The 25,561-nt window shown below is 65.3% G+C and carries 28 protein-coding genes; 9 read left to right on the top strand and 19 right to left on the bottom strand.

Translation table 11 applies throughout. The features are described 5' to 3' along the window. Positions 1-53 precede the first annotated feature (53 nt). From AC5QPF_RS05300 to AC5QPF_RS05260, 9 genes are all read right to left on the bottom strand, one after another. Complete coding sequence (locus AC5QPF_RS05300) at positions 54-1,508, bottom strand: aromatic amino acid lyase (RefSeq protein WP_494962316.1); 1,455 nt, start codon at positions 1,506-1,508, stop codon at positions 54-56. Continuing rightward, complete coding sequence (locus AC5QPF_RS05295) at positions 1,505-2,524, bottom strand: ornithine cyclodeaminase family protein (protein ID WP_494962315.1); 1,020 nt, start codon at positions 2,522-2,524, stop codon at positions 1,505-1,507. The genes AC5QPF_RS05300 and AC5QPF_RS05295 overlap by 4 nt, the downstream gene beginning before the upstream one ends. Continuing rightward, positions 2,524-3,519: a glycine betaine ABC transporter substrate-binding protein gene (locus AC5QPF_RS05290; RefSeq protein ID WP_494962314.1), complete on the bottom strand. Its 996-nt coding sequence runs from the start codon at positions 3,517-3,519 to the stop codon at positions 2,524-2,526. Before AC5QPF_RS05290 ends, AC5QPF_RS05295 begins: the two co-directional genes overlap by 1 nt. Before the next feature lie 57 nt (positions 3,520-3,576). After that, positions 3,577-6,234 (bottom strand): TonB-dependent receptor domain-containing protein, encoded by a 2,658-nt coding sequence (locus tag AC5QPF_RS05285; RefSeq protein WP_494962313.1) that lies wholly within the window; start codon positions 6,232-6,234, stop codon positions 3,577-3,579. A 115-nt stretch (positions 6,235-6,349) separates the two neighbouring features. Then, a complete protein-coding gene (locus AC5QPF_RS05280; protein ID WP_494962312.1) occupies positions 6,350-7,291 on the bottom strand; it encodes a DUF4880 domain-containing protein in 942 nt (313 codons plus the stop codon). 1 nt (position 7,292) lies between these two features. Then, on the bottom strand, positions 7,293-7,799 hold the full coding sequence (locus AC5QPF_RS05275) for a sigma-70 family RNA polymerase sigma factor (RefSeq protein WP_494962311.1): 507 nt from the start codon (positions 7,797-7,799) through the stop codon (positions 7,293-7,295). A gap of 96 nt (positions 7,800-7,895) precedes the next feature. Next, entirely contained in the window at positions 7,896-8,687 is a 792-nt protein-coding gene (locus AC5QPF_RS05270; protein WP_494962310.1) for a PhnD/SsuA/transferrin family substrate-binding protein, read from the bottom strand. Positions 8,688-8,700: 13 nt separating this feature from the next. Then, positions 8,701-9,642 carry a fatty acid desaturase gene (locus tag AC5QPF_RS05265; protein ID WP_494962309.1) on the bottom strand — a complete coding sequence of 314 codons (942 nt, stop codon included), beginning with the start codon at positions 9,640-9,642 and terminating at the stop codon, positions 8,701-8,703. A gap of 185 nt (positions 9,643-9,827) precedes the next feature. After that, the gene (locus tag AC5QPF_RS05260; RefSeq protein WP_330076160.1) at positions 9,828-10,298 is read right to left on the bottom strand and encodes a phosphate-starvation-inducible protein PsiE; all 471 of its coding nucleotides are present in this window, start codon (positions 10,296-10,298) and stop codon (positions 9,828-9,830) included. A 243-nt stretch (positions 10,299-10,541) separates the two neighbouring features. Between AC5QPF_RS05260 and AC5QPF_RS05255 the strand changes: the two genes are divergently transcribed. Then, positions 10,542-10,808, top strand: coding sequence for a YebG family protein (locus AC5QPF_RS05255; protein ID WP_458975278.1), 267 nt, complete (start codon positions 10,542-10,544; stop codon positions 10,806-10,808). A gap of 3 nt (positions 10,809-10,811) precedes the next feature. On the opposite strand, the gene AC5QPF_RS05250 is transcribed toward AC5QPF_RS05255, so the two are convergent. After that, entirely contained in the window at positions 10,812-11,834 is a 1,023-nt protein-coding gene (locus AC5QPF_RS05250; RefSeq protein ID WP_494962308.1) for a Glu/Leu/Phe/Val dehydrogenase dimerization domain-containing protein, read from the bottom strand. Between the two features lie 115 nt (positions 11,835-11,949). Between AC5QPF_RS05250 and AC5QPF_RS05245 the strand changes: the two genes are divergently transcribed. Next, positions 11,950-12,756 carry a transglutaminase family protein gene (locus AC5QPF_RS05245; protein WP_494962307.1) on the top strand — a complete coding sequence of 269 codons (807 nt, stop codon included), beginning with the start codon at positions 11,950-11,952 and terminating at the stop codon, positions 12,754-12,756. A 109-nt stretch (positions 12,757-12,865) separates the two neighbouring features. On the opposite strand, the gene maiA is transcribed toward AC5QPF_RS05245, so the two are convergent. Genes maiA through hmgA form a run of 3 tightly spaced genes read right to left on the bottom strand, consistent with a single transcriptional unit; the run spans position 12,866 to position 16,110 of the window. Then, a complete protein-coding gene (gene maiA / locus AC5QPF_RS05240) occupies positions 12,866-13,501 on the bottom strand; it encodes a maleylacetoacetate isomerase (protein WP_494962306.1) in 636 nt (211 codons plus the stop codon). A gap of 12 nt (positions 13,502-13,513) precedes the next feature. Continuing rightward, the gene (gene fahA, locus AC5QPF_RS05235) at positions 13,514-14,806 is read right to left on the bottom strand and encodes a fumarylacetoacetase (protein WP_494962305.1); all 1,293 of its coding nucleotides are present in this window, start codon (positions 14,804-14,806) and stop codon (positions 13,514-13,516) included. Beyond that, positions 14,803-16,110, bottom strand: a complete 1,308-nt coding sequence (hmgA, locus tag AC5QPF_RS05230; protein WP_494962304.1) for a homogentisate 1,2-dioxygenase — start codon at positions 16,108-16,110, stop codon at positions 14,803-14,805. Before hmgA ends, fahA begins: the two co-directional genes overlap by 4 nt. 126 nt (positions 16,111-16,236) lie before the next feature. On the opposite strand from hmgA, the gene AC5QPF_RS05225 reads away from it, so the two are divergent. Next, positions 16,237-17,019 (top strand): IclR family transcriptional regulator domain-containing protein, encoded by a 783-nt coding sequence (locus tag AC5QPF_RS05225; protein ID WP_494962303.1) that lies wholly within the window; start codon positions 16,237-16,239, stop codon positions 17,017-17,019. 317 nt (positions 17,020-17,336) lie between these two features. On the opposite strand, the gene AC5QPF_RS05220 is transcribed toward AC5QPF_RS05225, so the two are convergent. The 4 genes from AC5QPF_RS05220 to AC5QPF_RS05205 all read right to left on the bottom strand — a co-directional run bounded on the left by AC5QPF_RS05220 (position 17,337) and on the right by AC5QPF_RS05205 (position 20,363). Further along, on the bottom strand, positions 17,337-17,675 hold the full coding sequence (locus tag AC5QPF_RS05220) for a hypothetical protein (protein WP_494962302.1): 339 nt from the start codon (positions 17,673-17,675) through the stop codon (positions 17,337-17,339). A gap of 65 nt (positions 17,676-17,740) precedes the next feature. Next, entirely contained in the window at positions 17,741-18,655 is a 915-nt protein-coding gene (locus AC5QPF_RS05215) for an SDR family NAD(P)-dependent oxidoreductase (RefSeq protein WP_494962301.1), read from the bottom strand. A 109-nt stretch (positions 18,656-18,764) separates the two neighbouring features. Beyond that, positions 18,765-19,670: an alpha/beta fold hydrolase gene (locus AC5QPF_RS05210; RefSeq protein WP_494962300.1), complete on the bottom strand. Its 906-nt coding sequence runs from the start codon at positions 19,668-19,670 to the stop codon at positions 18,765-18,767. A 237-nt stretch (positions 19,671-19,907) separates the two neighbouring features. Then, positions 19,908-20,363, bottom strand: coding sequence for a flavodoxin (locus AC5QPF_RS05205; RefSeq protein WP_494962299.1), 456 nt, complete (start codon positions 20,361-20,363; stop codon positions 19,908-19,910). Between the two features lie 124 nt (positions 20,364-20,487). Here AC5QPF_RS05205 and AC5QPF_RS05200 point away from each other — a divergent pair, with 124 nt between their 5' ends. Together AC5QPF_RS05200 and AC5QPF_RS05195 are read left to right on the top strand one after the other, a co-directional pair. Then, positions 20,488-20,949, top strand: a complete 462-nt coding sequence (locus AC5QPF_RS05200) for a PAS domain S-box protein (RefSeq protein ID WP_494962298.1) — start codon at positions 20,488-20,490, stop codon at positions 20,947-20,949. Between the two features lie 56 nt (positions 20,950-21,005). Next, a complete protein-coding gene (locus AC5QPF_RS05195; protein ID WP_494962297.1) occupies positions 21,006-21,614 on the top strand; it encodes a hypothetical protein in 609 nt (202 codons plus the stop codon). Here AC5QPF_RS05195 and AC5QPF_RS05190 read toward each other — a convergent pair. Beyond that, entirely contained in the window at positions 21,611-22,561 is a 951-nt protein-coding gene (locus AC5QPF_RS05190) for a MerR family transcriptional regulator (protein ID WP_494962296.1), read from the bottom strand. The genes AC5QPF_RS05195 and AC5QPF_RS05190 overlap by 4 nt on opposite strands. Positions 22,562-22,776: 215 nt before the next feature. Here AC5QPF_RS05190 and AC5QPF_RS05185 point away from each other — a divergent pair, with 215 nt between their 5' ends. From AC5QPF_RS05185 to AC5QPF_RS05170, 4 genes are all read left to right on the top strand, one after another. Continuing rightward, complete coding sequence (locus AC5QPF_RS05185) at positions 22,777-23,358, top strand: antibiotic biosynthesis monooxygenase (protein WP_494962295.1); 582 nt, start codon at positions 22,777-22,779, stop codon at positions 23,356-23,358. An 81-nt stretch (positions 23,359-23,439) separates the two neighbouring features. Continuing rightward, positions 23,440-24,129: a dihydromonapterin reductase gene (folM, locus tag AC5QPF_RS05180; RefSeq protein ID WP_494962294.1), complete on the top strand. Its 690-nt coding sequence runs from the start codon at positions 23,440-23,442 to the stop codon at positions 24,127-24,129. Positions 24,130-24,142: 13 nt separating this feature from the next. Continuing rightward, positions 24,143-24,439, top strand: coding sequence for a DUF1244 domain-containing protein (locus AC5QPF_RS05175; protein ID WP_494962293.1), 297 nt, complete (start codon positions 24,143-24,145; stop codon positions 24,437-24,439). Continuing rightward, positions 24,432-24,773, top strand: a complete 342-nt coding sequence (locus AC5QPF_RS05170; RefSeq protein WP_494962292.1) for a HopJ type III effector protein — start codon at positions 24,432-24,434, stop codon at positions 24,771-24,773. The genes AC5QPF_RS05175 and AC5QPF_RS05170 overlap by 8 nt, the downstream gene beginning before the upstream one ends. Positions 24,774-24,921: 148 nt before the next feature. On the opposite strand, the gene AC5QPF_RS05165 is transcribed toward AC5QPF_RS05170, so the two are convergent. Continuing rightward, positions 24,922-25,485, bottom strand: coding sequence for a hypothetical protein (locus AC5QPF_RS05165; protein WP_494962291.1), 564 nt, complete (start codon positions 25,483-25,485; stop codon positions 24,922-24,924). Positions 25,486-25,561 lie beyond the last annotated feature (76 nt).

The raw sequence follows: 25,561 nt of genomic DNA, 5'->3' as shown, positions 1-25,561 counted from the left end.
TTGCGGCGCACGCGGTCCTTGTGGGAGCGGGCGTTGCCCGCGACGAGGCCGGTTCAATCTCCCCAGAACTCCCCGCTGACATCGATTCCCCGATCCTCATCGACAAACCCAACTCGTCGCCGCACCTGCCGGTACACCTCGGCCACTCCCTCCCCCAACCGCAGTTCCCCGCGCAGATCGACCGCCTGCGCCGCGATCACCACCTCGATCCGCACCAGCCATTCCACCCGCTGCACCAGCGTCGCGGTCTTCTCCACCACCGCCAGCGCCTGCCCGGCATAATCCTCGACCCGGTCCGCTACCGGCACGCTGAGCGCCGGCAAGGGATTGGCCAGGTGCACGATCTCCGCCACCAGCGCCGCCGCAGTGCGCTGCAACGCGATCAGCCCGACCCGCCCGGGCCGCGTAGTCAGTCCGCGCGACAGTTCGCTGGAAGTCGGCGACAACAGCTTGGCCATACGCTCGGCACTGGCCACCGCCAGCCGACTCAAGGCCAGCCCCAGCCCCTCGAACGCTAACGCCAGGTGCGTACTGTCGAAGTTGGCGGTGACCAGCACCTGGCGACTCTCCCCAATCAACGCCGGATTGTCCGCGCCGCTGCCCAGTTCGATCTCCAGTACCTCGCGGGCCTGCCGCCAGGCCTGCCGTGCCGCGCCCAGCACCACCGTGGCGCAGCGAAAGCTCAAGGGGTCCTGCAAGCGTCGGGCTTGTTCCGGAGCGAGCAGGTCGCTGCCGGCCAGCAGTTCCAACAGATCAGCCGACGCCTCGGCCTGCCCAGGCGCCGGACGCAGGCGCGCGGCCCACGGCTGGAATGGCACGAGGCTGGCGCGATAGCCCTCGCAGGACAACGCCAGCACCGCCAACTGCCGCTGCAGCAGGCGCTCCACCCCGGCGACCAACAGCGCACCCAAGCCGATGCTCGCGGCGTTGGCCGACACCAGCGCCAGCCCGTCCTTGTCCCGCGGCACCAGGGGTTGCAGGCCAGCGCAGCGCAGCGCTTCGGCCGCTGTCAGGCGCTCGCCGCGATACTCGACCCAGCCCTGCCCCTGCAAGGCCAGGGTCACATGGGCCAGCGGCGCCAGGTCGCTTTCCCCCAGCGAGCCGAGCAAGGGCACCTCCGGGTGGATGCCGTGGTCGAGCAGCGCCAGCAACGCTTCGGCGCTATCCGGGGAAACCCCGGAGCGCCCCTGGGCCAGCCCGGACAGTCTCGCGCAGATGATCGCGCGCACTTCGCGCCGCGAGGCCAGACGGCCGACGCCAACCGCACGCCCGGCGGCGATGCGCTGCTGGAAGGTGCCATCGTCCAGCACCTGGTCCACCGCCGCGCCAAGCCCGGTAGTGACCCCATAGATGGGCGCGCCGGCGGCGACGAGGTCGAGCAACAGGCGATGTCCGCCGGCAATGGCCTCCCGCGCCGCGTGGCTGAAACCCAGCGGCGCGGCCTCATCCGCCACCGCCAGCAATTGCTCCAATCCGAAACCGTCTGAGCCCAGCTCCAGGCGGCTCATGCGAACCGCAGCCGCTGGCCGATCCCCAGGCGCCGGGCCTTGGCCAGCAGCGCATGGCCAAGGGCGATATCGCTGAGGCTCAGGCCGCGGTGCCAGAACAGGATGGTTTCCCCCGGATGCTCGCGCCCCGGCTTCAACCCGGCGACGATCTGCCCCAGCTCGGCATGCAAGGTCTGCTCGCTCAGCTTGCCGGCCTCGACATGGGCCCGCAGCGAACCAAACTGTCCGCCCTTGCACTGGCCCCAGTCGTCTACCACCAGCTTGTCCATGATGTCGGTCAGCGACAGTTCCACCGCGCTCATGGTGCCGTAGGGCACGACGAAGGCGCCGGGCTTGATCCACTCGGTGCGCAACAGCGGCTGGGGGCGCTCCAGGCGCGAGGCCTCGACGACGATATCGGCATCACGCACTGTGCTTTCCCAGTCCTCGGTGACCACCACCGGCTTGCCCAGATCACGACGCAGGCGCTCGGCGAAGGCTTCGCGGCTTTCCGTGCGGCGCGAATGCACGCGGATCTCGTCGAAGTCGTACAGATGGTCGAGTAGCCGCACGTTCCAGTACGCCGTGCCTCGCGCGCCAATATGCCCGAGCACCCTGCTGCGCGGATTGGCCAGGTGACGGGCACCGAGGGCGGTGAGCGCACCGGTGCGCATGTCGGTGATCGCCGAGGCGTCGAGGATCGCCTGGGGCACGCCGGTGGCCGGGTCCATCAAGTTAAGGATGGCCAGTTCCGAGGGCAGGCCCTGGCGGTAATTGTCGACGAAGTCGCCGACCACCTTGACCCCGGCGCGGCCGATATCGCCACCGAGCACGCCGCGCAGCACATTGAAGTGGCCGTTGACGGTGCCACCGGGCACCAGGTGGGTACGCGGCTCGATCACCGCCGCCCCCTGCCCCTGCAAGGCCAGGCCGGCTTCGACGGCGGTGAGGATCTCGTGGTTGTCCAGGTTCAGTTCAGCGATGTCCAGCCCGTTGAGAAAATCGATATGGATCGGTGCCATGGTCACTTCGCTCATCACAGGCTCCCGCTGACTTTCGCCGCGACCTGCGCCGGCACCCAGGCCTGCCACACCGCTGGATGCTCACGCAGGAAGGCCCGGGCCACGGCGCGCGGCTGCAGGCGCTTCTCACTCATCTGGCCGAGGGTCTGGTTGAGCAGGTCGATGGGCAGGTCGACCTTGCCGAAGAATTCCACCAGCTCCGGGTACTGCGCATGGAACGGTGCCGACACACCGATTGCCAGACGCGCTGGCATTGAGCGGGTGCCCCGCGGGTTGGGCTCCTTAGGGTTGGACAGGGTCTTCCAGGCCTCGGCATCGAACGGCGGTTCCTCCAGTTTCACCAGTTTGTAGCGCCCCAACAGCGGGGTCGGCGACCAGTAGTAGAACAGCACCGGCTTGCCGCGGCGGATCGAGGTCGACACCTCGGCATCCAGCGCCGCGCCGGAGCCGGTGCGGAAGTTGACGAAGCTGTCGTTCAGGCCGTAGGCCTTGAGTTTCTGACTGTTGACGATCTCTGAGGTCCAGCCGGTGGGGCTGTTGAGGAAGCGGCCCTTGTCGGGGGATTCCGGGTCCTGGAAGACCTTGGCGTAGCGCGGCAAGTCGGTCACGGATTTCAGCTCGGGAGCCAGGGGCGCGATGCCGCGCTCGGGGTCACCCTTGATCACGAATTCCGGCACCCACCAGCCTTCGGTGGCGCCCTTCACGGTGTCGCCGAGGCCGAACACCTTGCCCTCGGCTTCGGCCTTGATCCAGGCCGGGCTGCGCCCGGCCCATTCTTCGCCGATGACCTGGATATCGTTCTTGGCCAGGGCGGCTTCGAGGCTGACGGTGCTGCCTGGCAGGGTGTCGGTGGGGTAGCCGTAGCCCTTCTCGACGATGGTGCGCAGCAGCTCGGTGATCAGGCTGCCGCTTTCCCAGGTGATGTCGCCAAAGTGGATGGGCTGGCTGGCCTGGGTGTTGAGGGACAGGGCCAGGAGCGAGGTGGCCAGCAGGGATTTGAGTTTTTTCATGGGTACCTCGGTGCTATGGGACCGCTCGCGAAGGGCCGCACAGCGGCCCCAGAAGGATCAGAAGTCGTAGGTCAGCTTGGTGTAGTAGAACGCCCCCTCCGGTGCCGACGGCGCGAGGTAGCTGTACTGCTGCCCCGGTGTCTGCCGCAGGCGCAGGTTGAAGTCATCCGGCTTGTTGTCGAACAGGTTGTTGGCCCCCACCGACAGCTTCAGTTGCTTGCTGAACGCGTAGTTCACGTCCAGGTCGGTGGTCCATTGCGCCGAGAAGGTCTGGTCGTACTGCGCGTTGGCCGCCGACGCCGCGTACTTGCGGTACTCGCCGAAACGGGTCTGGGCCAGGCTGACGGTCCACGGCCCGTAGCGATGCACCGCGCCGAGCACCAGCTTGTCTTCTGGATAGCCATGCTCCAGATAGCCCCGCGCTTCCCGGGTCAGCACGTCGAAGCCGTAGGGGTTGGCGTTCACCGATTCGATAGTGGTGCGCGCCCGGGTGTAGCCCGCCGACAGCGCCAGGTTGCCGAAGCGCTCCAGGTCGAGGTTGTACTTGCCGACGATGTCGACACCCCGGGTACGGGTGTTGGCCGCGTTGGTCATGAACTGCGCCCAGCTGTACTGCCCGTAGCCGGCGGCCGCGAGGATGCGCTCGGCGTCCGGCCCGGAAATGCCGCCGCTGTAGAGCAGGCGGTCACGGATGGTGATCTGGTAGGCGTCGATGGTCAGCGAGGCCTGTTCGCTCGGACGCAGTACCAGGCCCAGCGAGTAGTTGGTGGACTTCTCCGGCTTGAGCGCCTCGGCGCCAAGGGCCTGGGCCGCCGGGTGATCGACCGGGAGGATGCGGGTCAGCACCGGGTTGCCGTTGACGTCGACGTTGGTGGTGGTGGTCCACGAGGTACCGATCTGGCCCAGGGTCGGCGCGCGGTAGGCGCTGTTGATGGTGGCGCGCACGCCGACCTGCGGGGTCAGCTCGTAGCGTGCGGAAATCTTGCCGGTGGTCGCCGAGCCGAAGTCCGAGTAGTGCTCGGTGCGCCCGGCGATGCCCACCTGGAACCTGTCGGTGACCTGGTTCTCCAGGCCGAAGTACACCCCGCCGACATCGCGCTTGTAGGTCCCGGCATCGTCCGGCATCAGGCCCGAAGCCTGCACCGCGCCGACCTGCACGCCGCCGATGCCGCCGAAGGAATAGGAGTCGTAGTCGCCCTCCTCCAGGCGGTACTGCTCGTGGCGGTAGGCCAGACCGGCGGACACCGTCAGCGGGTTGTCCGACCAGCCCACGGCCAGGTCCTTGGCGTAGTCGATGCCGAGGTTGGTCTGCTCGTTGACCAGGGTAGCGACATCGAACTTGGTCGGACTGTTGGCGCCGTAGCTCGGATTGACCGTATCGAAGGCCAGCTCGTCATGCTTGTCGCGGCCATAGGTGGCGCTGATATCCAGGCGCCCGAGGGTCGCGTCGTCGAAGCGCGAGCCGACGGTGAACGAGGCATCCTCGTAGCGGTAGCGGTACCTGGGAATGGTACCGTTGGGGTAGATCGCCGCAACGTTGTTGGGGTTGGAGGCCAGCAGCGGCGGCGTGTTGTTCACCGACTTGTCCTGGCCGAAGGTGGCGAAGCTGTACAGGCGCCACTGGTCGTTGAGGCCGACCTCGGCATTGGCCGCGAGGTTGTACTTGTCGCGGGACGCACCGCCCCAGCGCGGGTCCTGCCAGGTACCACCGGCCGCGTACTGGTCGCCGATATCGGTGGGTTTGGTGTTCACCCCGTTGAAACTCAGGGTCAGGAAGCCATCCCCCGGCAGGCCGAGGCCATACCAGCCATCGGCACTCTTGCTGAAGCCGTCGCCCTGACCGTACTTGCCCACCTGGGTGTTGAGCTGGCCGCCGCTGTCGCGCTCCTTGAGGACGATATTGACCACCCCGGCCACCGCGTCCGAACCGTACTGCGCCGAGGCGCCATCGCGCAGCACCTCGACGTGGTCGATGGCGCTGATCGGGATCATGTCCAGGTCCACCGGCTGCGAGCCAATGAACGGCACGCCGCCGGAAATGTTCACCACCGCGGAAGCATGCCGGCGCTTGCCGTTGACCAGCACCAGGGTCTGGTCCGGGGCCAGGCCGCGCAGCGAGGCTCCCTTGGGGTTCTGCCCGCGGGTGGCACTCTGGTTCTGCGGGAAGTTGAACGACGGCAGCAACTGGAACAGCGCCTGGTTCAGGGTGGTGGCGCCGGTCTGCACCAGCTCTTCGTTGTTGATCACGTCCACCGGCGCGGCACTGGTCAGGGCCGTGGCATCGCTACGCCGGGTGCCCAGGGCGACCACCCGGTCCAGGGTCGGCACGCTGGCGGCGGTATCCTGCCTGGCCACGCTGCTCGCCGCAGCAGCGGTGCTGGCCGACGGCACGTTGCCGCGGTCCTTGATGATGAAGGCGCCGCTCGGGCTGACTTCCAGGGCCAGGCCAGTACCGCGCAGGGCGGCGCTGATGGCCTGCTCGGCGGACAGGCTGCCGTCGACCCGCGCCGAAGAAAAACGGCCAACGTCCGGAGTGAAGGAAATCACCTGGCCGCTCTGCCGGCTGATGCTCAGCAGCACTTCGTCCAGCGGGCCCGGATTGATGTGATAGGTCTGTCGCGCCTCTTCGGCCAGGGCGGCGGTGCTGACCAGCAGGCCCAGCAGCGGGCCGATGGCCAGGGCGTTGCGAATGGTGTTGTGTCGGTTCTTGTGCACTGCGATTCCCCCCACGGAATCAAACGACGCTGCTCCCTCGGCAGCGCTTACGGGAGGGTTGTGGCGCGGGCCGGGGAAAACTTGCAGATCGTTTGGTTATGGGCTTAGAACCGGATCACGCCGGGACCAGGGTGACCCAGTAATCACTGCGCCGCGTGATGCGGATCGGCAAGGTGCGGCCCAGGGCTTCCAGGACCAGGTCGCTCTGGTCCAGGCGGTACAAGCCGCTGACCCGCAACCCGGCGATGGCCGGGTCGAGGCGCAGGACGCCATGGCGATAGGGACGCAGTGCCTCGATCACTTCGCTCAGCGGACTGTCGCGCACTTCCAGCAGGCCATTGATCCAGGCGCTGTCGCCGCTGCGTACGGCGCGCACCAGGCCGAAACGATAGCGGTCGTAGCTGACCTCCTGGCCGGCCTGCAACTGCAGGCGGTCACCACCGCGAGTAACGATCTGCAACGGCGCCTCCAGCGCGCCGACCCGGCATTCCCCGCCACGATCACGCAGCAGCACCCGGGCGTCCCGGGCATATACCTCGCCGCCACTGGTACGCAAGATAAACGGGCGGCGGTCGCCGGCCACGTGCAGCAGCCCTTCCCCGCCGCGCCATTCGAGCAGTCGGCGCTGGCCATCAAAACGTACGTCCACCGCGCTCTGGGCGTTGAGCAGCAATTCACTGCCGTCTTCCAGTTGTACGGTCTGGCGCTGGCCGATGCCGGTGGAGATATCGGCCTGCAAGGACTCCAGCGACGGGCTGAGGCTCCAGCCGCCGCCGATCATCAGCCCGGCGCCGAGCAAGGCCCGCTGCAATACCTTGCGCCGACTCGACGGTGCGTTCAGCGCACGTTGCAGCACGCCGCCATCCACGCCCTGGGCGATCGGCACCTGGAATACGCCAAGGGTGCGCTCCAGGCGCAGGCACAGCTGCTCGTGGCGTGGGTCGCGAGCGCGCCAGGCCAGGAACGCCTGGCGATCCGCTTCGCTGGCCTGGCCGGAGCGCAGCAGGACGATCCAGCGCGTGGCTTGTTCGATCAGGTGTTCCTGTTCGCTGCTCATGTCACTCCAGGCTGGCCTTGAGGCAACGGTGGATGGCCTTGGCCATGTAGTCGCTCACCGAGCGCTGGGAGATGCCCAGTTGTGCGGCGATCTCAGGGTAGGTGAGGCCGTTGACCTGGGACAGCAGGAAGGTCGCCTTGACCTTGGCCGGCAGGCCGTCGAGCAGGTTATCGATGATCTGCAACGCTTCGAGCATCTGCGCCAATGCCTCCGGCGAGGGCGCCTCGGCCTGGTCGTCGTGCTGCAAGGCCTCGAGGTAGGCGCGCTCCAGGTCGCGGCGGCGCCAGAGCTGGTACATCAGGCGCTGGGCGATGGTGGTGAGCAGCGCCCGGGGCTGACGGATCGGCTCGGCCACCGGGGCGCTGAGCAGTTGCACGAAGGTGTCGGCAGCGATGTCTTCCGCGCCGCCATCGCCCAGGTGCCGGCGCAGGCGCGAGCACAGCCAGGAATAATGGCTGCGGAAAAGACCGCCAACGTAATCGCTGTGGGACGTGTCGAAACCGGACATGAACGACTCCAGAAGGAGGATTGCGTGAAATGTCCGGTGGTCCGGTGACGCCATGCTAGAGGGACTGCTTATTCTTTAAAAATATTTAAATTTCATTCATTTATTCGATTCGGAAATTAGTTCGGGCAGGCCCTGCCGGGCGGCAGCGTCGCGGTAATCCAGAAGGATCTGGTAGTCGGCGGCACTGGCGGGAAGGATCTCGCGGATCGCCAGGGCGTCGGCAAATTCAGGCAGCCCCTGGTTCAGTGCCTCGCGGATGCGTTGCACGGCGGCGTCATCGAGATGGGCCGGGCCGATGAAGGGCAGGCTCGGACTGGGCGCACTGAGGGCGACAAGCTTGAAGCCGGCGACTTCCTCGCTGTGGTCCCGGGCGAGGTAGCCATAGGTGACGCTGTCGATAGCAGCCAGGTCGCCCCGTCCTTCGCGCAGGGCGCGCAGGCTGTCGCGATGGCCGCCGGTATAGCTGATCGCGGAGAAGAAGCGGCCGTCGCGCTGCAAGGGCGCGAGGCGATGGCGCAGCAGGTTCATTCCGGAGTTGGAGTCAGGGCTGTTGACCAGGCCGTGGCTGTCGAAGAAGTCCTCCAGCGCGCTGCGCGGATCGTCGGCGCGGGCCAGCAGCAGGCTGTGATGGTTACCGGCGGTGGCGTGGGGCAGTTCGTAGACGGGGCGGCCGATGACCTTGACCTTGTCTCGCAGCAGGGTCATCAGCGGGTAGCCGCAGGTCTGGGTGAACAGCAAGTCGCGCGACAACCACAGCGCCGGCAGGTCCAGGTGGCTGGCGTCGTCGCGGCGGGCACCGAGCACCGCCAGGGTGCGCTGCAGCCAGGCTTCGCTGGCCTCGCATACCCGGGACGGTGCCACGTACATCAGCAGTTCGGCATAGGCCATGGGTGACTCCGGTTCAGGCAAAGGGGTGTGCGGGGCTATCGATCGGCCGCACGACGTGACGGCGCAAAAGCTCGCCATAGCCGCGCACCAGGAAACCACCGCTGCGTGCCAGCCACTGCTCGCGGCGCTGGCGATAGACCCGGGGCAGGAAGTACCACGGCAGGCCCGGCAGGTCGTGATGCACCAGGTGCAGGTTGAGGTGCAGGAACAGCCAGCTCAGCGGCCAGCCTGCCTCGTTGAGCACGCTGCGCTGCTCCGGACGGGCGGCGGGACGGTGTTCGTAGAACGAGCGCAGCATGGCCAGGGACAGGGCAGGCACGCTGGCGAAGAACAGGTACTGGCTGACCGACAGGGCGCTGTATTCGGTGATGAAGGCGAACATCAGCAAAGTGCAGGCGCCGTGGCTCAGCCACATCTGCCAGGCCTGGCGATCGCCCTGCTTCAGCCGGATGAATTCCTCGCGGGCGAGACCGGACAGCGCCTGCGGGGCACCGGTCAGCAGGCGGCCGGGTACGGTCTTGTCCAGCCAGCGCAAGGCCCGCGCCAGCCAGGACGTGCGGGGCCAGTGACGGCGGCTGAGGTAGCGGCTTTCCGGGTCGATGCCGGGCAGGGTCAGGTCTTCGTCGCGGTGATGCTGCAGGTGGCTGTCGCGGTACAGAGTGTAGGGGTACCAGACGGCGAAGGGGGCGTAGCCGAGCAGTTTGTTCAGCCACGGGAAGCGGGTTGGATGGCCGTGGAGCAGCTCGTGCTGGAGCGACAGCCAGAGGACCAGCAGCGGGATCAGCAACAGCGTCGTCGGCCACGTTCCGAGCAGCGGACTGGCCAGCATCAGGGCGAACCAGCCGGCGTAGACCCCGATCAGCAGCAGCCAGGTCGGCCATTCGCTGCGGCCGAGGAAGCTGGACTGCAGGCGCAGCACTTCATCGCGCTGGGCGTCGTCGAGGTAGTTGGGCATGGCGGAGGTCCTGAGTCATGGCTATGACCCCCTGTGGAACGAGGCGGGGAAATCTTGCAGATCGTTTGGTTATAAGGTCATGCCTTTCGGGCCTCATCGCGGGCAACGCTCGCTCCCACAAGTTCTTGGCGGTCCTTGTGGGAGCGGCCGTTGCCCGCGATGAAGCCCGAAAGAGCAAAGAAAGACTACCTGCCCTCCTCCACATCCTTGCCATTGGCATCGATCACCCGGCTCGACGGATAACGCGACGACGCATAGCGCACCACCAGGATCGAGAACGACAGCAGCAGGATCCCGCCACACAGGTACAGCAGGCCTTCATCCGGTGCCTTGTGGTGCGACACGTCGCCGATCAGCAGGCGGGTCAGCGCGGTGATTGCCACGTAGAGCAGGAAGCGGATCGGCATGTGGTTGGTCTTGAAGTAGATCCCCACCATCGCGCCCAGTTCGAGGTAGATGAACAGCAAGAGGATGTCGTCGACACTCACGCCGCCCTTGCCGAGCATGTCGAGGAAGGTCATCACCGCGGCATAGGCAGTGATCCCGCCAATCCCGAACAAGGCCAGGTAGTGGAACGATTCGACGCAGAGGTTACCCAGCGAGTCGGCGGTGCCGTGCAGGCCCTTGCGCAGTTTTTCAGCCCATTTGATGTTCACGATGCAGTTTCCCTGATACGGCCTGGAGGAGGATGCGGCAGGCACATGACGCTTTGCCTGCATGCAGTAAAAAGGCCAGCGGCCTCGCTTGAGAAGGCGACCGATTGCCGCAAGACACGCCGTCTCGCCATCAAGGTGCAAAAACTGGGCTATAAAAAGGCCACTATCCAATGCCGGACGATTACTGTATAAATACCCAGTATTCGTATTCCCCCAATTTTCGAGAAAGGCGTGAGGTGATGAATGGCCGTCGAAGTGGTGTACCGCAGCAGCCGCGACCTGGAGCGTTTGTTCATGGATAAAGCCGAAGCAGATCGTCACGACAAGATGCTTGAGCTTGCGGAAATGCTGGCTGAAGTCCTGAAGAAGGCCGTGCCGTCGCTGGATGAACAGCAGGTCGACGACATCGGCATCTACATGGCGAAGAATCGCGACGTGTTCGCCAAGGCCTTCAAGAGCCAGCCGGACGCGCTGTCGGAACTGCTGGACGGTACCGCGGCCGAGGAATAAGCCTCAGCCGCCGTATACAAGACGCTCGGCAAGCTGTTCGGCGACCCGCGCCGGCGAGCGTTTTTCTGCCTGGGCGTGGGCGAACACCTCGGTGAGCCGGGTGGGAATCCGCGCCAGGTGCGCGGTGATGTCGGCGGGCGTCACGCCCTGGTGGGTCAGCGCCACGTAGATCAGCCCGCCGGAGTTGATGATGTAGTCCGGGGCGTAGAGAATACCGCGGTTTTCCAACTGATCGGCCACTTGCAGGCTGGTCAGCTGGTTGTTCGCCGAGCCGGCCACCGCCGCGCAGCGCAGTTGCATCACGCTCTGCCCGGTGAGGATCGAACCCAGCCCGCACGGGGCGAAGATATCGCAGGGTGTGCCCACCAAGGCCTCCGCAGCCACCGGTTGCGCGCCAAACTGTTCCATCGCCAGCTGTACCCTTCCCCGATCATGATCGCTGACCAGCAACTCGGCCCCCGCCGCATGCAGTTGCTCGGCCAACGCATAGCCGACATTGCCCAGCCCCTGCACCGCCACGCGCAAGCCTTCCAGGTTGTCGCTGCCCAGGCGCGCCATCGAGGTGGCGCGAATGCCGGCGAACACGCCCATGGCCGAATGCGGCGACGGGTCGCCAGCGCGAGTGGTACTGGTCACGTGGCGGGTGGACTGGGCAATGCAGTCCATGTCCAGGGTCGAGGTGCCGCTGTCGATAGCGGTGATAAAGCGACCTTCAAGGGATTCGACGAAACGCCCGAACGCCTCGAACAGCGCCGCGCGGTTTTCAACATGGGGGTTGCGGATGATCACCGCCTTACCGCCGCCCAACGGCAGGCCAGCCAGGGCGGCCTTGTAGGTCATGCCCTGGGCCAGGCGAATGGCATCGGTCATGGCGCTGTCGTCGTCCGGGTAGGCGAGGTAGCGACAGCCGCCCAGCGCGGGCCCCAAGTGCTCGTTGTGAATCGCGATCACCGCTTTGAGGCCGGTGGGCGGGTCTACACACAGGTGCAGTGACTGGGTGCGGGTGCTTTGCATGAGAGCGAACATCTACGAGCCCTCGTTCAAGTGCTCCATCCAGTATAGGTGGCACTTCGGCGCCTGCCCGGACACTGGACGAAACGATTCCCCGGGGCTAAAACAGTAGCTCTCAGCGGAGACCGCCATGAACCCACGCCAAGCCTGCCTGGCCTGTCTGGAACGCACGCCCCCGGCTTTGTTCGAGGCCGGGTTGTGGATTGCTGTCGAGCACGATGGCACGGTGGAGCCGGCGCGGGTGATGCGCGCGGTGAAAGACCTGCAGCACGAGATCAGCAACGACCTGCCGCTGCTGCCGTTGCAAGAACTGGCCCAGCCGCTGCTGCGCAAACTGTGCGCGCTGGGGTTCCAGGAAGACGAATACCATCCGCTGCGACCGCAGGCTGCGTTGCTCGATCAGGTGCTGGTCAGGCGGCGCGGGCAGCCGTTGGCGCTGGCCCTGCTCAGCCTGGAGCTGGCCCGGGGGTTATCGATTCCACTGGAGGGGGTGAATTTTCCCGGACATTTCCTCCTGCGCGTACCAGGGGCGGATCATCTGCTCGATCCCTGTGGCGGACGGCGGCTGTATCCGGCGGATTGTCGGGAATTGCTGGGGCGGCAGTTCGGACCGCAGATGGTGTTGAGCAAGGAACATCTGCAGACGGCCACGCCGAGGCAGATGCTGCAGCGGCTGTCACGCAACCTGCGCCAGTTGCACTCGACCCAAGACGATGACCTGGCAGCGTTGAGGGACGCCGAACGTGTGCTGCAACTGGGGCCGGCGCTGGCCAGTGACTACCTGGCGCGGGCGACCTTGTACCAGCATCTGGAGTGTCCGCAGGCGGAGCGATTCGATCTGGAGCATGCCTTGTTGCTGACCGATGATCCGATCCAGCGGTTGCGGCTGACGGAGCGGTTGAGTCATTTGCCCAGTGGGAAACGATCGGTGCATTGATCGTAGGTTTACGCGACCAACTGTGGGAGCGGGTTTACCCGCGATTACGGTAGTGAATTCACCGACGCTATCGCGGGTGAACCCGCTCCCACAGGGTAGGCGTAGGCTGTCACCCGGCTGCCGGGGTATCCGGCTGGCGCGAAGGATGCGCCAGCACGAACGCCGGATGCTCCTCCGCCAGCCCCACCACCCGCAAAATCCGCGGATAGCCGCCCAGGTCGATATTGAAGCGCTTGGCCGCATACACCTGGGGAATCAGGTACACATCCGCCAGCCCCGGCTCGTCACCGAAGCAGAAGCCCTCATCACCGATCAGCTGTTCCACCGCCGCCAGCCCCTGGCTGATCCAGTGACCGATCCACTGGCTCACCGCCGCCTCGTCCTGCCCCAGTTCGCGCAGGCGATTGAGCACGCTGACATTGTGCAACGGGTGGATATCGCAACCGATAAGAGCCGCCACGCCCCGGGCCCGGGCACGCTGCACCGGATCATGGGGCAGCAATGCCGGCTGTGGATACACCTCCTCCAGGTACTCGATGATCGCCGGCGACTGCACCAGCAACTCACCGGAGTCGGCCTTCAGTGCCGGCACCCGGCCTTGGGGGTTGAGTGCGAGGAAATGTTCCTCGCGCTGCTCGCCCTTGAGCAGGTTGACCGGCAGCGAGTGGAATTCCAGCTGCTTGAGCGCGAGTGCGATACGCACCCGGTACGACGAAGTGGAGCGGTAGTAGGTGAACAGTTCCATGCCTCAGGCCTCTCAGTGCGCCGCAACGACCTTGCCGCGACATTCGCCAAAGCCGATGCTGGCCACGCCATCACGCTTGGCGCGGGCACGCAGGATGATTTCGTCGCCGTCTTCGAGGAACTTGCGCACCTCGCCCGACGCCAGTTCCACCGGGTGCTTGCCGCCCTCGGTGATCTCCAGCAGGCTGCCGAACTGGCCAGGCTCGGCACCGGACAGGGTGCCGGAACCGAACAGGTCGCCCGGCTGCAGCTGGCAACCATTGACGCTGTGATGCGCGACCATCTGCGCCACGGTCCAGTACATGCTCAGGGTGTTGCTCAAGGTCAGGCGATGGGCCGGCAGGTTCTGCTCGCGCATGCGCTCGGTGAGCAGCAGCACTTCCAGCTCGATATCGAAGGCGCCACCGGCCTGGTCGCGCGTGTCCAGAAGGTAGGACAGCGGCTGCGGATCACCGTTCGGACGGGCTGGCTGGGCGCAACGGAACGGCGCCAGGGCCTCGGCGGTGACCACCCACGGCGATACCGTGGAAATGAAGCTCTTGGACAGGAACGGCCCCAGCGGCTGGTATTCCCAGGCCTGGATATCCCGCGCCGACCAGTCGTTCAGCAGGCAGAAGCCGGCGATATGCTCGGCGGCGTCGCCCACCGGGATCGGCTGGCCCAGCTCGTTGCCCTGGCCGATCCAGATCCCCAGTTCCAGTTCGTAGTCCAGGCGTGCGCACGGGCCGAAGCTCGGCTCGCTCTGCCCGGCCGGCAGGGTCTGGCCCTTGGGCCGGCGCACATCGGCACCGGACGGGCGGATGGTCGAGGCGCGGCCGTGGTAGCCGATCGGCACATGCTTGTAGTTGGGCAGCAGCGGGTTGTCCGGGCGGAACAGCTTGCCGACGTTCTTCGCGTGCTCGATGCCGACGTAGAAGTCGGTGTAGTCGCCGATCCGCGCCGGCAGGTGCAGTTCGCAGGCGCTGGCCGGATATAGCGCAGCTTTCAGTGCATCCTGATGCTCGCTACCTTCACCCAGCAGCGCCAGCAGCCGCTCGCGCAGAGCAACGCGGGCGCCGCGGCCCAGGGCGAAGAAGGCGTTCAGCGCGTCACCCCGGGTGGCTTCGACAGCGGCCCGGGCTTCACCGTCGAACAGGCCGGCAGCCAATACCGCCTCCAGGTCGAGGATGGCGTCGCCGATGGCCACGCCACAGCGGCGTTCGCCACCGGCGCGGCTGAAGATCCCCAGCGGCAGGTTCTGCAGCGGGAAGTCGCTATGCCCGTTGGCGCTTTCCACCCAACTGCGGGCAATGGCGGTCTGATTCATGCTTGTCTCCGATTCGGGGTGAAGGTGCTTGGCAGCGTGGCCCAGCAACTATCGTAGTCGTTCTGCAACTGTGGGCAGTCCAGGGCATGGCGGCTCGGACGCAGCACCTGGCTGGTCTCGAACATGAAGGCCATGGTGTTGTCGATCTTGTTCGGCGCAAGGTCCGCGGCAATGGCCTTGGCGCAGGTCTCGGCGTCCGGACCGTGGGCGCTCATGCAGCCGTGCAGCGAGGCGCCGCCGGGCAGGAAGCCATCGGCCTTGGCGTCGTACTCGCCCTTGATCAGGCCCATGAACTCGTTCATCAGGTTGCGGTGGAACCATGGCGGACGGAAAGTCTTCTCGGCCACCATCCAGCGCGGCGGGAAGATCACGAAGTCGAGGTTGGCCATGCCCGGCACGCTGGTGGGCGAGGTCAGCACGGTGAAAATCGACGGATCGGGGTGGTCGTAGCTGACCGTGCCGATGGTGTTGAAGCGGCGCAGGTCGTACTTGTACGGCACGTTGTTGCCGTGCCAGGCGACCACGTCCAACGGCGAGTGCTGCAGTTCGCAGCCCCAGAGTTCGCCGCAGAACTTCTGCACCAGTTGCACCGGGCCATCCTGCTCTTCGTAGTGCGCCACCGGGGCGAGGAAGTCGCGCGGGTTGGCCAGGCCGTTGCTGCCGATCGGGCCGAGGTCCGGGATGCGTAGCGGCGCGCCGTGGTTCTCGGCGATATAGCCGCGGGCCTCGCCGTCCGGCAGTTCGACGCGGAACTTCATGCCACGTGGGATCACCGCGATTTCCAGCGGTTCCACTTCCAGCACGCCCAGCTCGGTGGCCAGGCGCAGGCGGCCCAGTTGCGGCACCAGCAGCAGTTCGCCGTCGGCATTGAAGAACACCCGCTCCATAGAGCGGTTGGCACGGTAGCAATGGATGCTGATGCCAGCCGGTTTTTCCCCTGCCGAGTTGGCCGCCATGGTCACCCAGCCGTCGATGAAGTCGGTCGGCTCGGCCGGCAGCTCCAGTGGGCTCCAGCGCAGACGATTGGGCGTCACCTCACCGAGCCCGCCACCGGCCAGCTGGCGCTCCAGGCGCACGAACGCCGGGTGCAGCGCGGACGGACGGATGCGGTACAGCCAGGTCCGGCGCTGTTCGTGGCGGCTCATGGTGAAGGCCGTGCCCGACAGCAGTTCGGCGTACAGGCCGTAGGGGGCTTTCTGCGGGGAGTTCTGGCCAACCGGCAGGGCGCCGGGCAGGGCCTCGCTGGCGAATTCGTTGCCGAAGCCGCTCTGGTAAGCGAGGGCGGAAGGAAAATCGGAGTTCATCGAGCCTCCTGGCCGACAGGCCGGTTATTGTTATTCGTAATTCGATTACGCATAACGTAATTTGATCGCCAAGGGTCGTCAAGCTATAAAGACGCCCTCCCCCCGCTCCGCACAGTGAAACCGACCATGAGCAAAGCCACGCCCCCCGCCGACAACGGCAAACAGAAGGTCCGCTCGGCGGAGGTCGGCACCGATATCCTCAAGGCCCTGGCACAGCTGGCGCCGGCCACTTCGCTGTCGCGCCTGGCCGAGCATGTGGACATGCCGGCGAGCAAGGTGCACCGCTATCTGCAGGCATTGATCGCCAGTGGCTTCGCCGAGCAGGACCCGGCCACCAACCACTACGGCCTGGGCCGCGAGGCACTGCGCGTGGGCCTGGCCGCGCTGGGCGGGATGGATGTGCTGAAGGTGGCGGCGGTGCCGCTCTCGGAATTGCGCGACCAGCTCAACGAGAGCTGCTTCATCGCGGTATGGGGCAACCAGGGCGCCACCGTGGTGAACATCGAACCGGCGGTGCGCGCGGTAACCGTGGTCACCCAGATCGGCTCGGTGCTGCCGCTGCTCAGTTCGTCCACCGGCCTGGTGTTCGGCGCCTATTTGCCGGAGCGGGAAACCATCGAGTTGCGGGACCGGGAGCTGGCGCAGTCGGGACAGGATGCCAGCCACTACGTCAGCCTGTTCGCCAGCATCCGCGAACGCGGCCTGCACCATGTGCATGGCCTGCTGATGCCGGGGGTCGATGCCCTGTCGGCGCCGGTGTTCAACGCCATGGGCCAGATCGTCGCGGTGATCACCGTGGTCGGCCCGACCTCGATCTTCCACGCCGACGAAGAAGGCCCGGCGGCGCGCCAGTTGCTCGCTGCCGCGAAGGCCATCAGCTGGCGCATGGGCTATGAGCAGGCGCAGTGAACTGAATTGGTGCACTGTTGCCGTCGATGCAACAGTGAATGTCAGAAAGCACTATTTTTCCGCGGGTCAGGTCTGACTATCCTTCTCCTGCCTTGACGACCCGGTGTTCGCCAAGGCGCGAAGTTGACACCTCGCGCCCCTTAACGATCGGTTAATGCTCTCCCCCTAGAGTGCTCCCCGATTGTTGTTGTGAAGTGTCTTCCTTCAGTTCACCGACGTTGATTTTGAAGCTCCTTGATCTGCGTCTTATTTGGCCGCTGCCTTTGCAGCGGCCTTTTTTATTTCTGTACTGCACTCCCACACCGGCCGCGTCGGCTTCAATCGCAATGAAACCGGTGCAACAACCGATGCGCCACCGGCGCCAGGATCAGCCCGATACTGGCGACGAACACCAGCCCCACATACAACCCGTACACCGCGAAGAACAGCTTGCCGCCCTGGGTCTCCGGCAAAGTCACCGGCCCCATCCCCCCCGTCAGCAAGGTGGCGTTGAATGCCGCGTCGTACCACTGCACCCCGCTCTCGAAATACAAGTGCCCGGCCACGCCGATCAGGATCGAGCCCACCAGCAGCAACACGGCCCCCAGCGCATGCAGTAGCAGGCGGCTGCGAAAGGCTGCGGCGGAAATGACGGCCTCGTTCTTCGATTCATACATGCTGCGTACTCCTGTCGCGGTCAAAGCATTCCAGCATAGGCGACAGCGACAGGACGCACGCGAACTCAGACCTTGGCGAACTTCTGCAGGTTGGCCATCATTTGCTGCAAGGCTTCCAGGCTGTCACGCGGGTGCACGGCGCCTTCGAAGTCGCCGATCCGGCCCCAGTTGGCCGCCACTTCCTCGACGCTGAAACCGCCCTGCGGATCGAAACCGACACCCAGGCTGCGCTCCCAGCGCACCTGACCGATCCAGCCGCCGCCCACCTCATAGAGGTTGCCGCTGTCCTGGCACTGCTCACTGCCCAGGTACACCACCAGCGGGCTGATCAGTTCGGGTTTGAGCTGCTCGAAGACCTGCGGCGGAATCAGTCCTTCAGTCATCCGCGTGCCACCGGTCGGGGCGATGGCGTTGACCAGCACGCCGCTCTTGCGCCCCTCCAGGGCCAGGGTGCGGGTCAGACCGTAGAGGCCGAGCTTGGCCATGCCGTAGTTGGCCTGACCGAAGTTGCCGTAGATGCCCGAGGTCGACGAAGTGAAGATCACCCGCCCCCAGTTCTGTTCGCGCAGGTGCGGCCAGGCGGCGCGGGTCACCTTGTAGGCACCTTCGACGTGAACCTTGTAGACCAGGTCCCAGTCCGGATCCTCCATTTTGTGGAAGGTCTTGTCGCGCAGGATGCCGGCGTTGTTCACCACCACGTCGACCCGGCCAAAGCTGTCCAGGGCCTGTTCGACGATGCGCTGACCATCGGTCACCGAGTCATGGTTGGCTACCGCCTCGCCACCGGCTTCGCGGATTTGCGCGACCACCCGATCGGCCGCCGAGGCATTGGCGCCTTCGCCGTGGGTCGAGCCGCCCAGGTCGTTGACCACCACCTTCGCCCCATGGCGGGCGAACAACAGGGCATGAGCCCGGCCCAGGCCGCCACCGGCCCCCGTGACGATCACCACTCTATCTTCCAGGCGCACCGAATCGGTCATGGCTCAACTCCAACTGAACAGGGAACGGAACGGCCAGTGTCAGCCAGCGCCCGGCCCCGGACAACGAACCGGGCGGGCGCTGAATGGCGGGTAATAAGTGACGCTTGGGTCAGGACCAGGCGACCTTCTGCGGGCTCCATGCCAGCGGTTGGTGACGGAAGTCCAGGTAATGGCTGAGCACCTGGCACGGCGACTCGGTGTGGGGGTAGTGGCCGATGCCATGCAGCAGCACGGTATCGGGCTCGGGCACCAGTTCCTCGTAGCGCTCGACCATATGGGCGCCGGATAGCGGGTCCGCAGCGCCATTGATGAAACGCAGCGGCAGGCGGGCCGCCTGCAGGGCGCCGACCCAGCGCTGGCGGTGGGACTGGCGCTCGGTCAGATAGGCCGACAGACGGTGCAGGATGCGATTGCCGCGGTTCGACACGATCAGGCTCCAGCAATCATCCAGCGCGCTTTCGCTGGGCTGGGTGCCGGGGCCGTAGATCTGCCCGACATTGCGCACCAGGTCGTCGCGGTCGAAGGTGCGGGCCACCAGCCAGCCGAGGCGGCTGATCAGCAGGCGCTGGAGCAGCAAGGGACGATGGCACTCCGGAAACAGCCCGGCATTGAGAAAGACGCAACTGGCGATAGCGAGGCGACCTTCGTTATGCCGCGCCAGCAATTCCTGGGCGACGCTGCCGCCATAGTCATGGGCGAGGAGATGCACAGGCTCCTCGATATGCAGGTGCGCCAGCAGGGCCTGTTGCAGGTCAGCCTGCTCCAGCAGGCTGTAGCGGTGCCCCGGCGGCTTGGCGGAATCGCCGAAGCCGAGCATGTCGCAAGCGATCACGCGAAAGCGCTGGGCCAGCGGCTGCCAGAGGTAATGCCAGTCCCAGCTGGCGGTTGGAAATCCGTGTATGAGTAGCAGTGGCTCTCCCTGCCCTGCCGTCCAATAGCGAATGCTCTGGCCGCGGAACGTGAATCCCAGGCTCCGTGTCCGCCAGACGCACAGAGGAATCTCTGCCAGTGGCATTGCGGCTTTCTCGGCTGGTGATTGTTGTAAGTGTCGGGGTGACGGCACATTTTTCTGTGCTCTGCCGGACAGCATAGTCAGGCGCAGGCGAAGCGAAAGTTTCCTTGGCAGCCAGCTTGATGACCTTGCAGGACAGGCGCCGAATGGCTCGGCGCAGAGGGACATGGGTATCTACAGGAACCTGTGGGAGCGAGCTTGCTCGCTCCCACAGGGTTTGCCAAGAGATTTGCCGGGGATTCAGCCGCGCAGCGCGTTGCCGAACTCGGCCAGCCAAGGCTCGGCGTCGACTTCCGGGGTCACGGTTTCGCTGGCATCCAGGCGCAGCATCGGCTGGACTTCCTTGATCCCCAGCTCGGCGAACAACTCGCGCAACTGCTCGCCGCCGCCGCAGAAGGTGTCGCCATAGCTGGAATCACCCAGCGCCAGCACCGCGCCCGGCAGGCCGCGCCAGGCGGCGGGCAGGCTGTCGCGGATCTCGCTGAACAGCGGCACCAGGCTGTCTGGCAACTCGCCCATGCCCGTGGTGGAAGTCACGGCCAGGAACGCCTCGGGGGCGAAGGCCTGGACATCGGCAAGGGTGGCACGGGCGGCGTGCCAGGCATCGAAACCCGCGGCCTTGAGCAGTGACTGGGCGTGACGAGCAACTTCTTCGGCGGTGCCGTAGACCGAACCGGACAGGATGACCACTTTCATGACGAATTCCGTATCTGAGCAAAAGCGTAGGATACTAGCACCGATGGCTGGCAAAAGGCCTTATCCCTTGGCCCTACATGCACTAGAATCGCCCACTCCTCTCGCCCCTGCGCCGGACCTCGCGATGATCAACGCCACACTGCTGCAACGCATGATCGATGCCTCCAACGATGGCATCGTGGTCGCCGAACAGGAAGGCGACGAAGACACCATCCTGATCTACGTGAACCCGGCGTTCGAGCGCCTGAGTGGCTATGAGGCCAACGACATCCTCTACCGTGACTGCCGCTTCCTCCAGGGCGAGGACCGCGACCAACCGGCTCTCGCACGGATCCGCCAGGCTCTGAATAGCCGCCAGCCGTGCCGCGAGGTCCTGCGCAACTACCGCAAGGACGGCAGCGTGTTCTGGAACGAGCTGTCGATCACGCCGGTGTTCAACGAAGCCGACCAGCTCACCTATTTCATCGGCATCCAGAAGGATGTCACCCGTCAGGTCGAGGCCGAACAGCAAGTGGCCGAACTGAAACAGCAACTGGCCGAAGCGCGGGCGCACATCCAGCGCCTGGAAAACGACCAACGGTCCTAACAAAGGCACCGTTTCGCGGTCCATCGATCACCCGGAAAATCGCAGCAGTCATTCCCATGCAAGCCGATGCCCTTCTGACCCAGGACGAACTGGATTTCATCCAGAGCGTGCACCGCTCGCCCCAGCTCAACCGCGTGGACCCCAACGCGACGTTACGCCTCAACGGTCGCCGCGAGGTGCAGCAGCTGCTCACCCGCCTGGTAGCCAGCGAGCAGGTCACTGTGCACGCACGGCTGGACAACCAGCAGATGAGCTTCCCGTTGCAACTGGTGGAAGACGAATTCCATGCCTTGCACCTGCAACTGGGCGCGCCGAGCATCTTCGAGGAGGGTGAGGTGGTGCGGCCCTGGCGCCTGACCCTGGAGCAGCCGGTGATGCTGGAAGACCAACTGGGCCTGAGTAGTGGCCTCAAAGTGCGGGAGATTTCCTTCAAGGGCGTGCTGGTGGAACTGCCGGAGGGGCGCAAGGCGCCGAAAACCTTCAACCTCTGGTTCGCCCCCGACGGCATTGCCCCCATCGCTCTGCGCGGCACCCTGCAACGCCTTACCATCGAAGGCCTGGCGGCCTATCAGTTGAGCCAGCGCCAGCCCGAAGAAATCGAAAGGCTACGTCAGTACATGCTGCAACAGCACCGCCGCACCCATCCGCAAGTGCATTTCGCCTAGCTGTCGAGATGGCCGTCCAGGCACTGCTGCAAACGCCGCCGCATCAACCGCCCTTCCCCGCCAAGGCAGACGATCTGCGAGCCGACCAGGCTGTCCTGGGCCATTTCCGACGCCTCGCCAGCGAACAGCAGCGGGCAGTCCAGTGCCAGGGCAGTGCGTGCCAGGCGCTTGGGCAAATCGGCGGCGGGCGCGTGATTGGAGAACAACACCAGCGCATCCGGCGACCTGCGTTCGCAAACCAGGGTCAACTCCTCCAACGGCTGCCCGGGCGCGAGCACTAAGACCTCAACATCGCTACTGCCCAGCAACAGCGCGCAGACCAGCAATTCCAGCTCGCGGCATTGCTCGGGCAGGCCCGCCAGCAGTACGCGACTGGACTGCTCCTCTCGCGCCAGTTGCAGGCGCTGCCAGGCACGGGCACGCAGGAAGCTATCGAGGAACAACCATTCGCTGGCACGACCGAAACCTTCGTGGGCCATGCGCAGTTCCAGCCACAACGGCATGAGGATGTCCTGGAACACCACGGCCAGTGGATAACTGGCAAATACCTGGCCGTAGAGCCGCTCCAGGCGCAGATCGTCGAACATCTGCACCGCCTGGCGCAGTTGATTGCGCCACTGCTCATGATCCCGGGAGCCGGATGTGCTAGCAGGCTCAGGAGGCTGGCTATCCGCCGCGCGGTCGCGGGCAAGGATCTTGCCGACCTTGCTCACCGCCACGCCGCGTTCGATCCAGCCCAGGATATGGCGAACCTCGTCGATATCGGCGTGGGAGTACAAACGATGCCCACTTTCGGTGCGCGTCGGCTGGATCAGCCCATAACGACGCTCCCAGGCGCGCAGGGTGACCGGGTTGATGCCCGTCAGTCGCGATACCTCGCGGATGGGAAACAGCTCCTCATGGTCCAGACCGCGTTCACTGAGTGACGCCGGGGAAAGCTCGATCATCGCCTGACACGCCGCAGATTTGTAGGAAACGGATGACCATTCTAGCCCGGACGCCAGAGGTCGGATCAAACATCGGCGTGAAGTCCGTCAAAGCTGACACTGACGGGTCACATTATTTACGGAATAATCCTTGCTTGTTTTCCGACGCCGCCCAACACCCCGGGCGGCGTTCAGGTCTGGGCTACCCGCCGCGACCGTTTGCCAGGAGATACACGATGTCTACCCCACCCGTTACCTTGATGGTCGCGCGGCGCGTTGCCGAGGGCCGTTATCAGGACATGATCGCCTGGTTGCACGAAGGCGAGCAGCTCGCCACCGACTTTCCCGGCTACCTCGGCTCCGGGGTGCTGGCCCCGCCACCCCAGGGCGACGAATTCCAGATCATCTTTCGCTTCGTCGACGAAAAAACCCTTCACGCCTGGGAGTTTTCCGCCTCGCGCAGCGCCTGGCTGGCCCGCGGCAACGGGCTGTTCCAGCAGCCTACGGAAAAACGCGTGAGCGGTATCGAAGGCTGGTTCGGCAATGACGCCGCACAACGTCCGCCGCGCTGGAAGCAGGCCGTGGCGATCTGGCTGGCGTTCTTCCCGGTGTCCCTGGCGTTCAACCTGCTGTTCGGTCACTGGCTGGCGGAACTGAGCCTGCTGCCGCGGATCCTGCTCAGCACCCTGGGCCTGACGCCATTGATGGTGTACTTCTTCATCCCGCTGTCGACCCGCTTGCTGGCCGGCTGGCTGAATGCCCGTCCGTCCTCGCCGAAGCGACCGACCAGCGGCGGCGAATCGCTGGAAAGCCGCTGACCCGCCGGGGGCGGTCATTCCAGGTGAGTTCGGGTATGCTGGCAACTGACCGCGAACCTGAGAAGTTGATCGTCCCCGCATATGAACAGCCCAATCCTAGTTACCGGTGGCAGCCAGCGAGTCGGGCTGGCGCTGGCCACGCAACTGGCGCAGGCCGGCCACACGGTGGTCAGCGCCAGCCGCAGCAAGATCACCCATCCCGCGCACCCGAACATCATTCCGTTCCAGGCCGACCTGTGCCGCGAAGACGATCGCGAAGCGCTGATCGACCACCTGCGCGGCTATGACGGCCTGCGGGCGATCGTCCACAACGCCTCGCTGTGGCTCGACGACGACCTCGACAACCTCACTACCATGTTCAAGTTGCACGTCGAGGCGCCATATCACCTCAACCTGGCCCTGGGCGAGCAACTGCTCAAGCTGGACAAGTCGGACATCATCCACATCTGCGACGAAACCTCGTCCCGCGGCAGCAAGAGCCATATCGGCTACGCCGCGACCAAGGCCGCGTTGCAGAACATGGTGCTGTCGTTCGCCGAGAAGTACGCGCCGACGGTGCGGGTGAACGGCGTGCTACCGGGGCTGCTGATCCTCAAGGAAGGCGGTGACGAACACTATCGCCAGCAGACCTTGAAGAAAGCCCTGCTGGAATTCGAACCCGGCGCCCAGCCGCTGATCGACGCCGTGCTGTTCCTCCTCGAGAGCCAGTACAGCACCGGCAGCAATGTGGTCATCAACGGTGGCCGCCACCTGAAGAACCGAATCGCCTGAAACCGAGACAGCCATGACTCCGCAAGAACAACTTGAACTCGAAGCGGCCGCGTTCCGTCGCCTGGTCGAACACCTGCGCAACCGCACCGATGTGCAGAACATCGACCTGATGAACCTGTCCGGCTTCTGCCGCAACTGCCTGTCCAAGTGGTACAAGGCGGCTGCGGATGAACGCCAGATCGAGGTAAGCCTGGATGACGCCCGCGAGGTGGTCTACGGCATGCCTTACGCCGAGTGGAAAAACCAATACCAGAAAGAAGCCAGCGCCGAGCAGCAAGCCGCGTTCGCCAAAGGAAAACCGCATGACTGACCTGACCCCCCTGCGTGCCAGCCTCGCCACCGGCGAGCACGTGTTCGCCGACACCCTGGCCTTCGTTGCCGCCCACTACGACTACCAGCAGACCGCCTTCGACAACGGCGGCCTGGTCAGCAATGCGGGGCAGAACGAAGGCTCCTGCAAGACCCTGGGCCTGGCCCTGCTGGAAGGCCTGAGCGACCAGGAAGCGCTGCTGGCGTTCGGCGAGCACTACCGCTCGGTGCTCGCCACGCCGGAAGGCAGCGACCACGGCAATATCCGCGCCCTGATCACCCACGGCCTGGCCGGGGTGAAGTTCGAGGGTGAGCCGCTCAAGCGCAAGGCCTGAGCCTTGGGATGCAACTGATGGACTAATCGTTGGCAAGCCAGCCACACAGGGATCACGTGCGCCGCTGGACCTGTACGAGCTGGCTTGACCAGGATCTCCATCAGACGTTTATTGCGCAGGTCCTTGCACCCTGCCGATCAGAGGCTCATCAGATCGACTCGTCCCGGGCCGGCGGCGGCATTTCCCAGACCGACGGCGGCACATCGAATAGCTTGTCGAGATCGAAACGCAGGTTGTCGTCGCGCAGACCGATCACCATCACCACCAGCAGCAACAGCGCCAGTGCGCCCTCCGGCAGGCTCCAGCGGGGCACTTCGGCGTTGCGTCCGCGGCTGCACCACCACGCCTGGCCGATACAGAAGGCAGCGATGGAGAGCGCCCAGAAGTAATAGCCTGGCGCAAAACCGATGACGTCGTGGAAGCTGTAGTTGATGTTGTCTGGCAAGCGCTCGATGCCATGACTCTTCACCGCCAGGTAAAACGCCCAAACCCCAAAGAACAGCGACAGCCAGCGCAGCCGCCGACGCAGCAGCAGGGCAAGACCGAACAGCGGATTGGCGAACCAGCCGAACAGGCCGAAGACTACGCCCCAGGGCCCCTGGAACAGGGCTTGCTGGGCCGTCACGACATTGCCGCCGCTCAGGTTCACGGCGTCGAGGCACAGGGCCAGGAGATAGAGGAGAAGACTGAGGGTGACGTAGAGACGCGCCATACGGCGACCTTGGGTGGTGGGATGAAACCAGGACAATACAGCAATTTGATGGTGTGCCTGATGGCCTCGGCGCTGG

It is taken from the genome of Pseudomonas sp. Con_6 (genome assembly GCF_059379395.1).
Note: the sequence above shows the minus strand (reverse complement) of the source record. Positions and strands in the feature narration are given on the sequence as shown.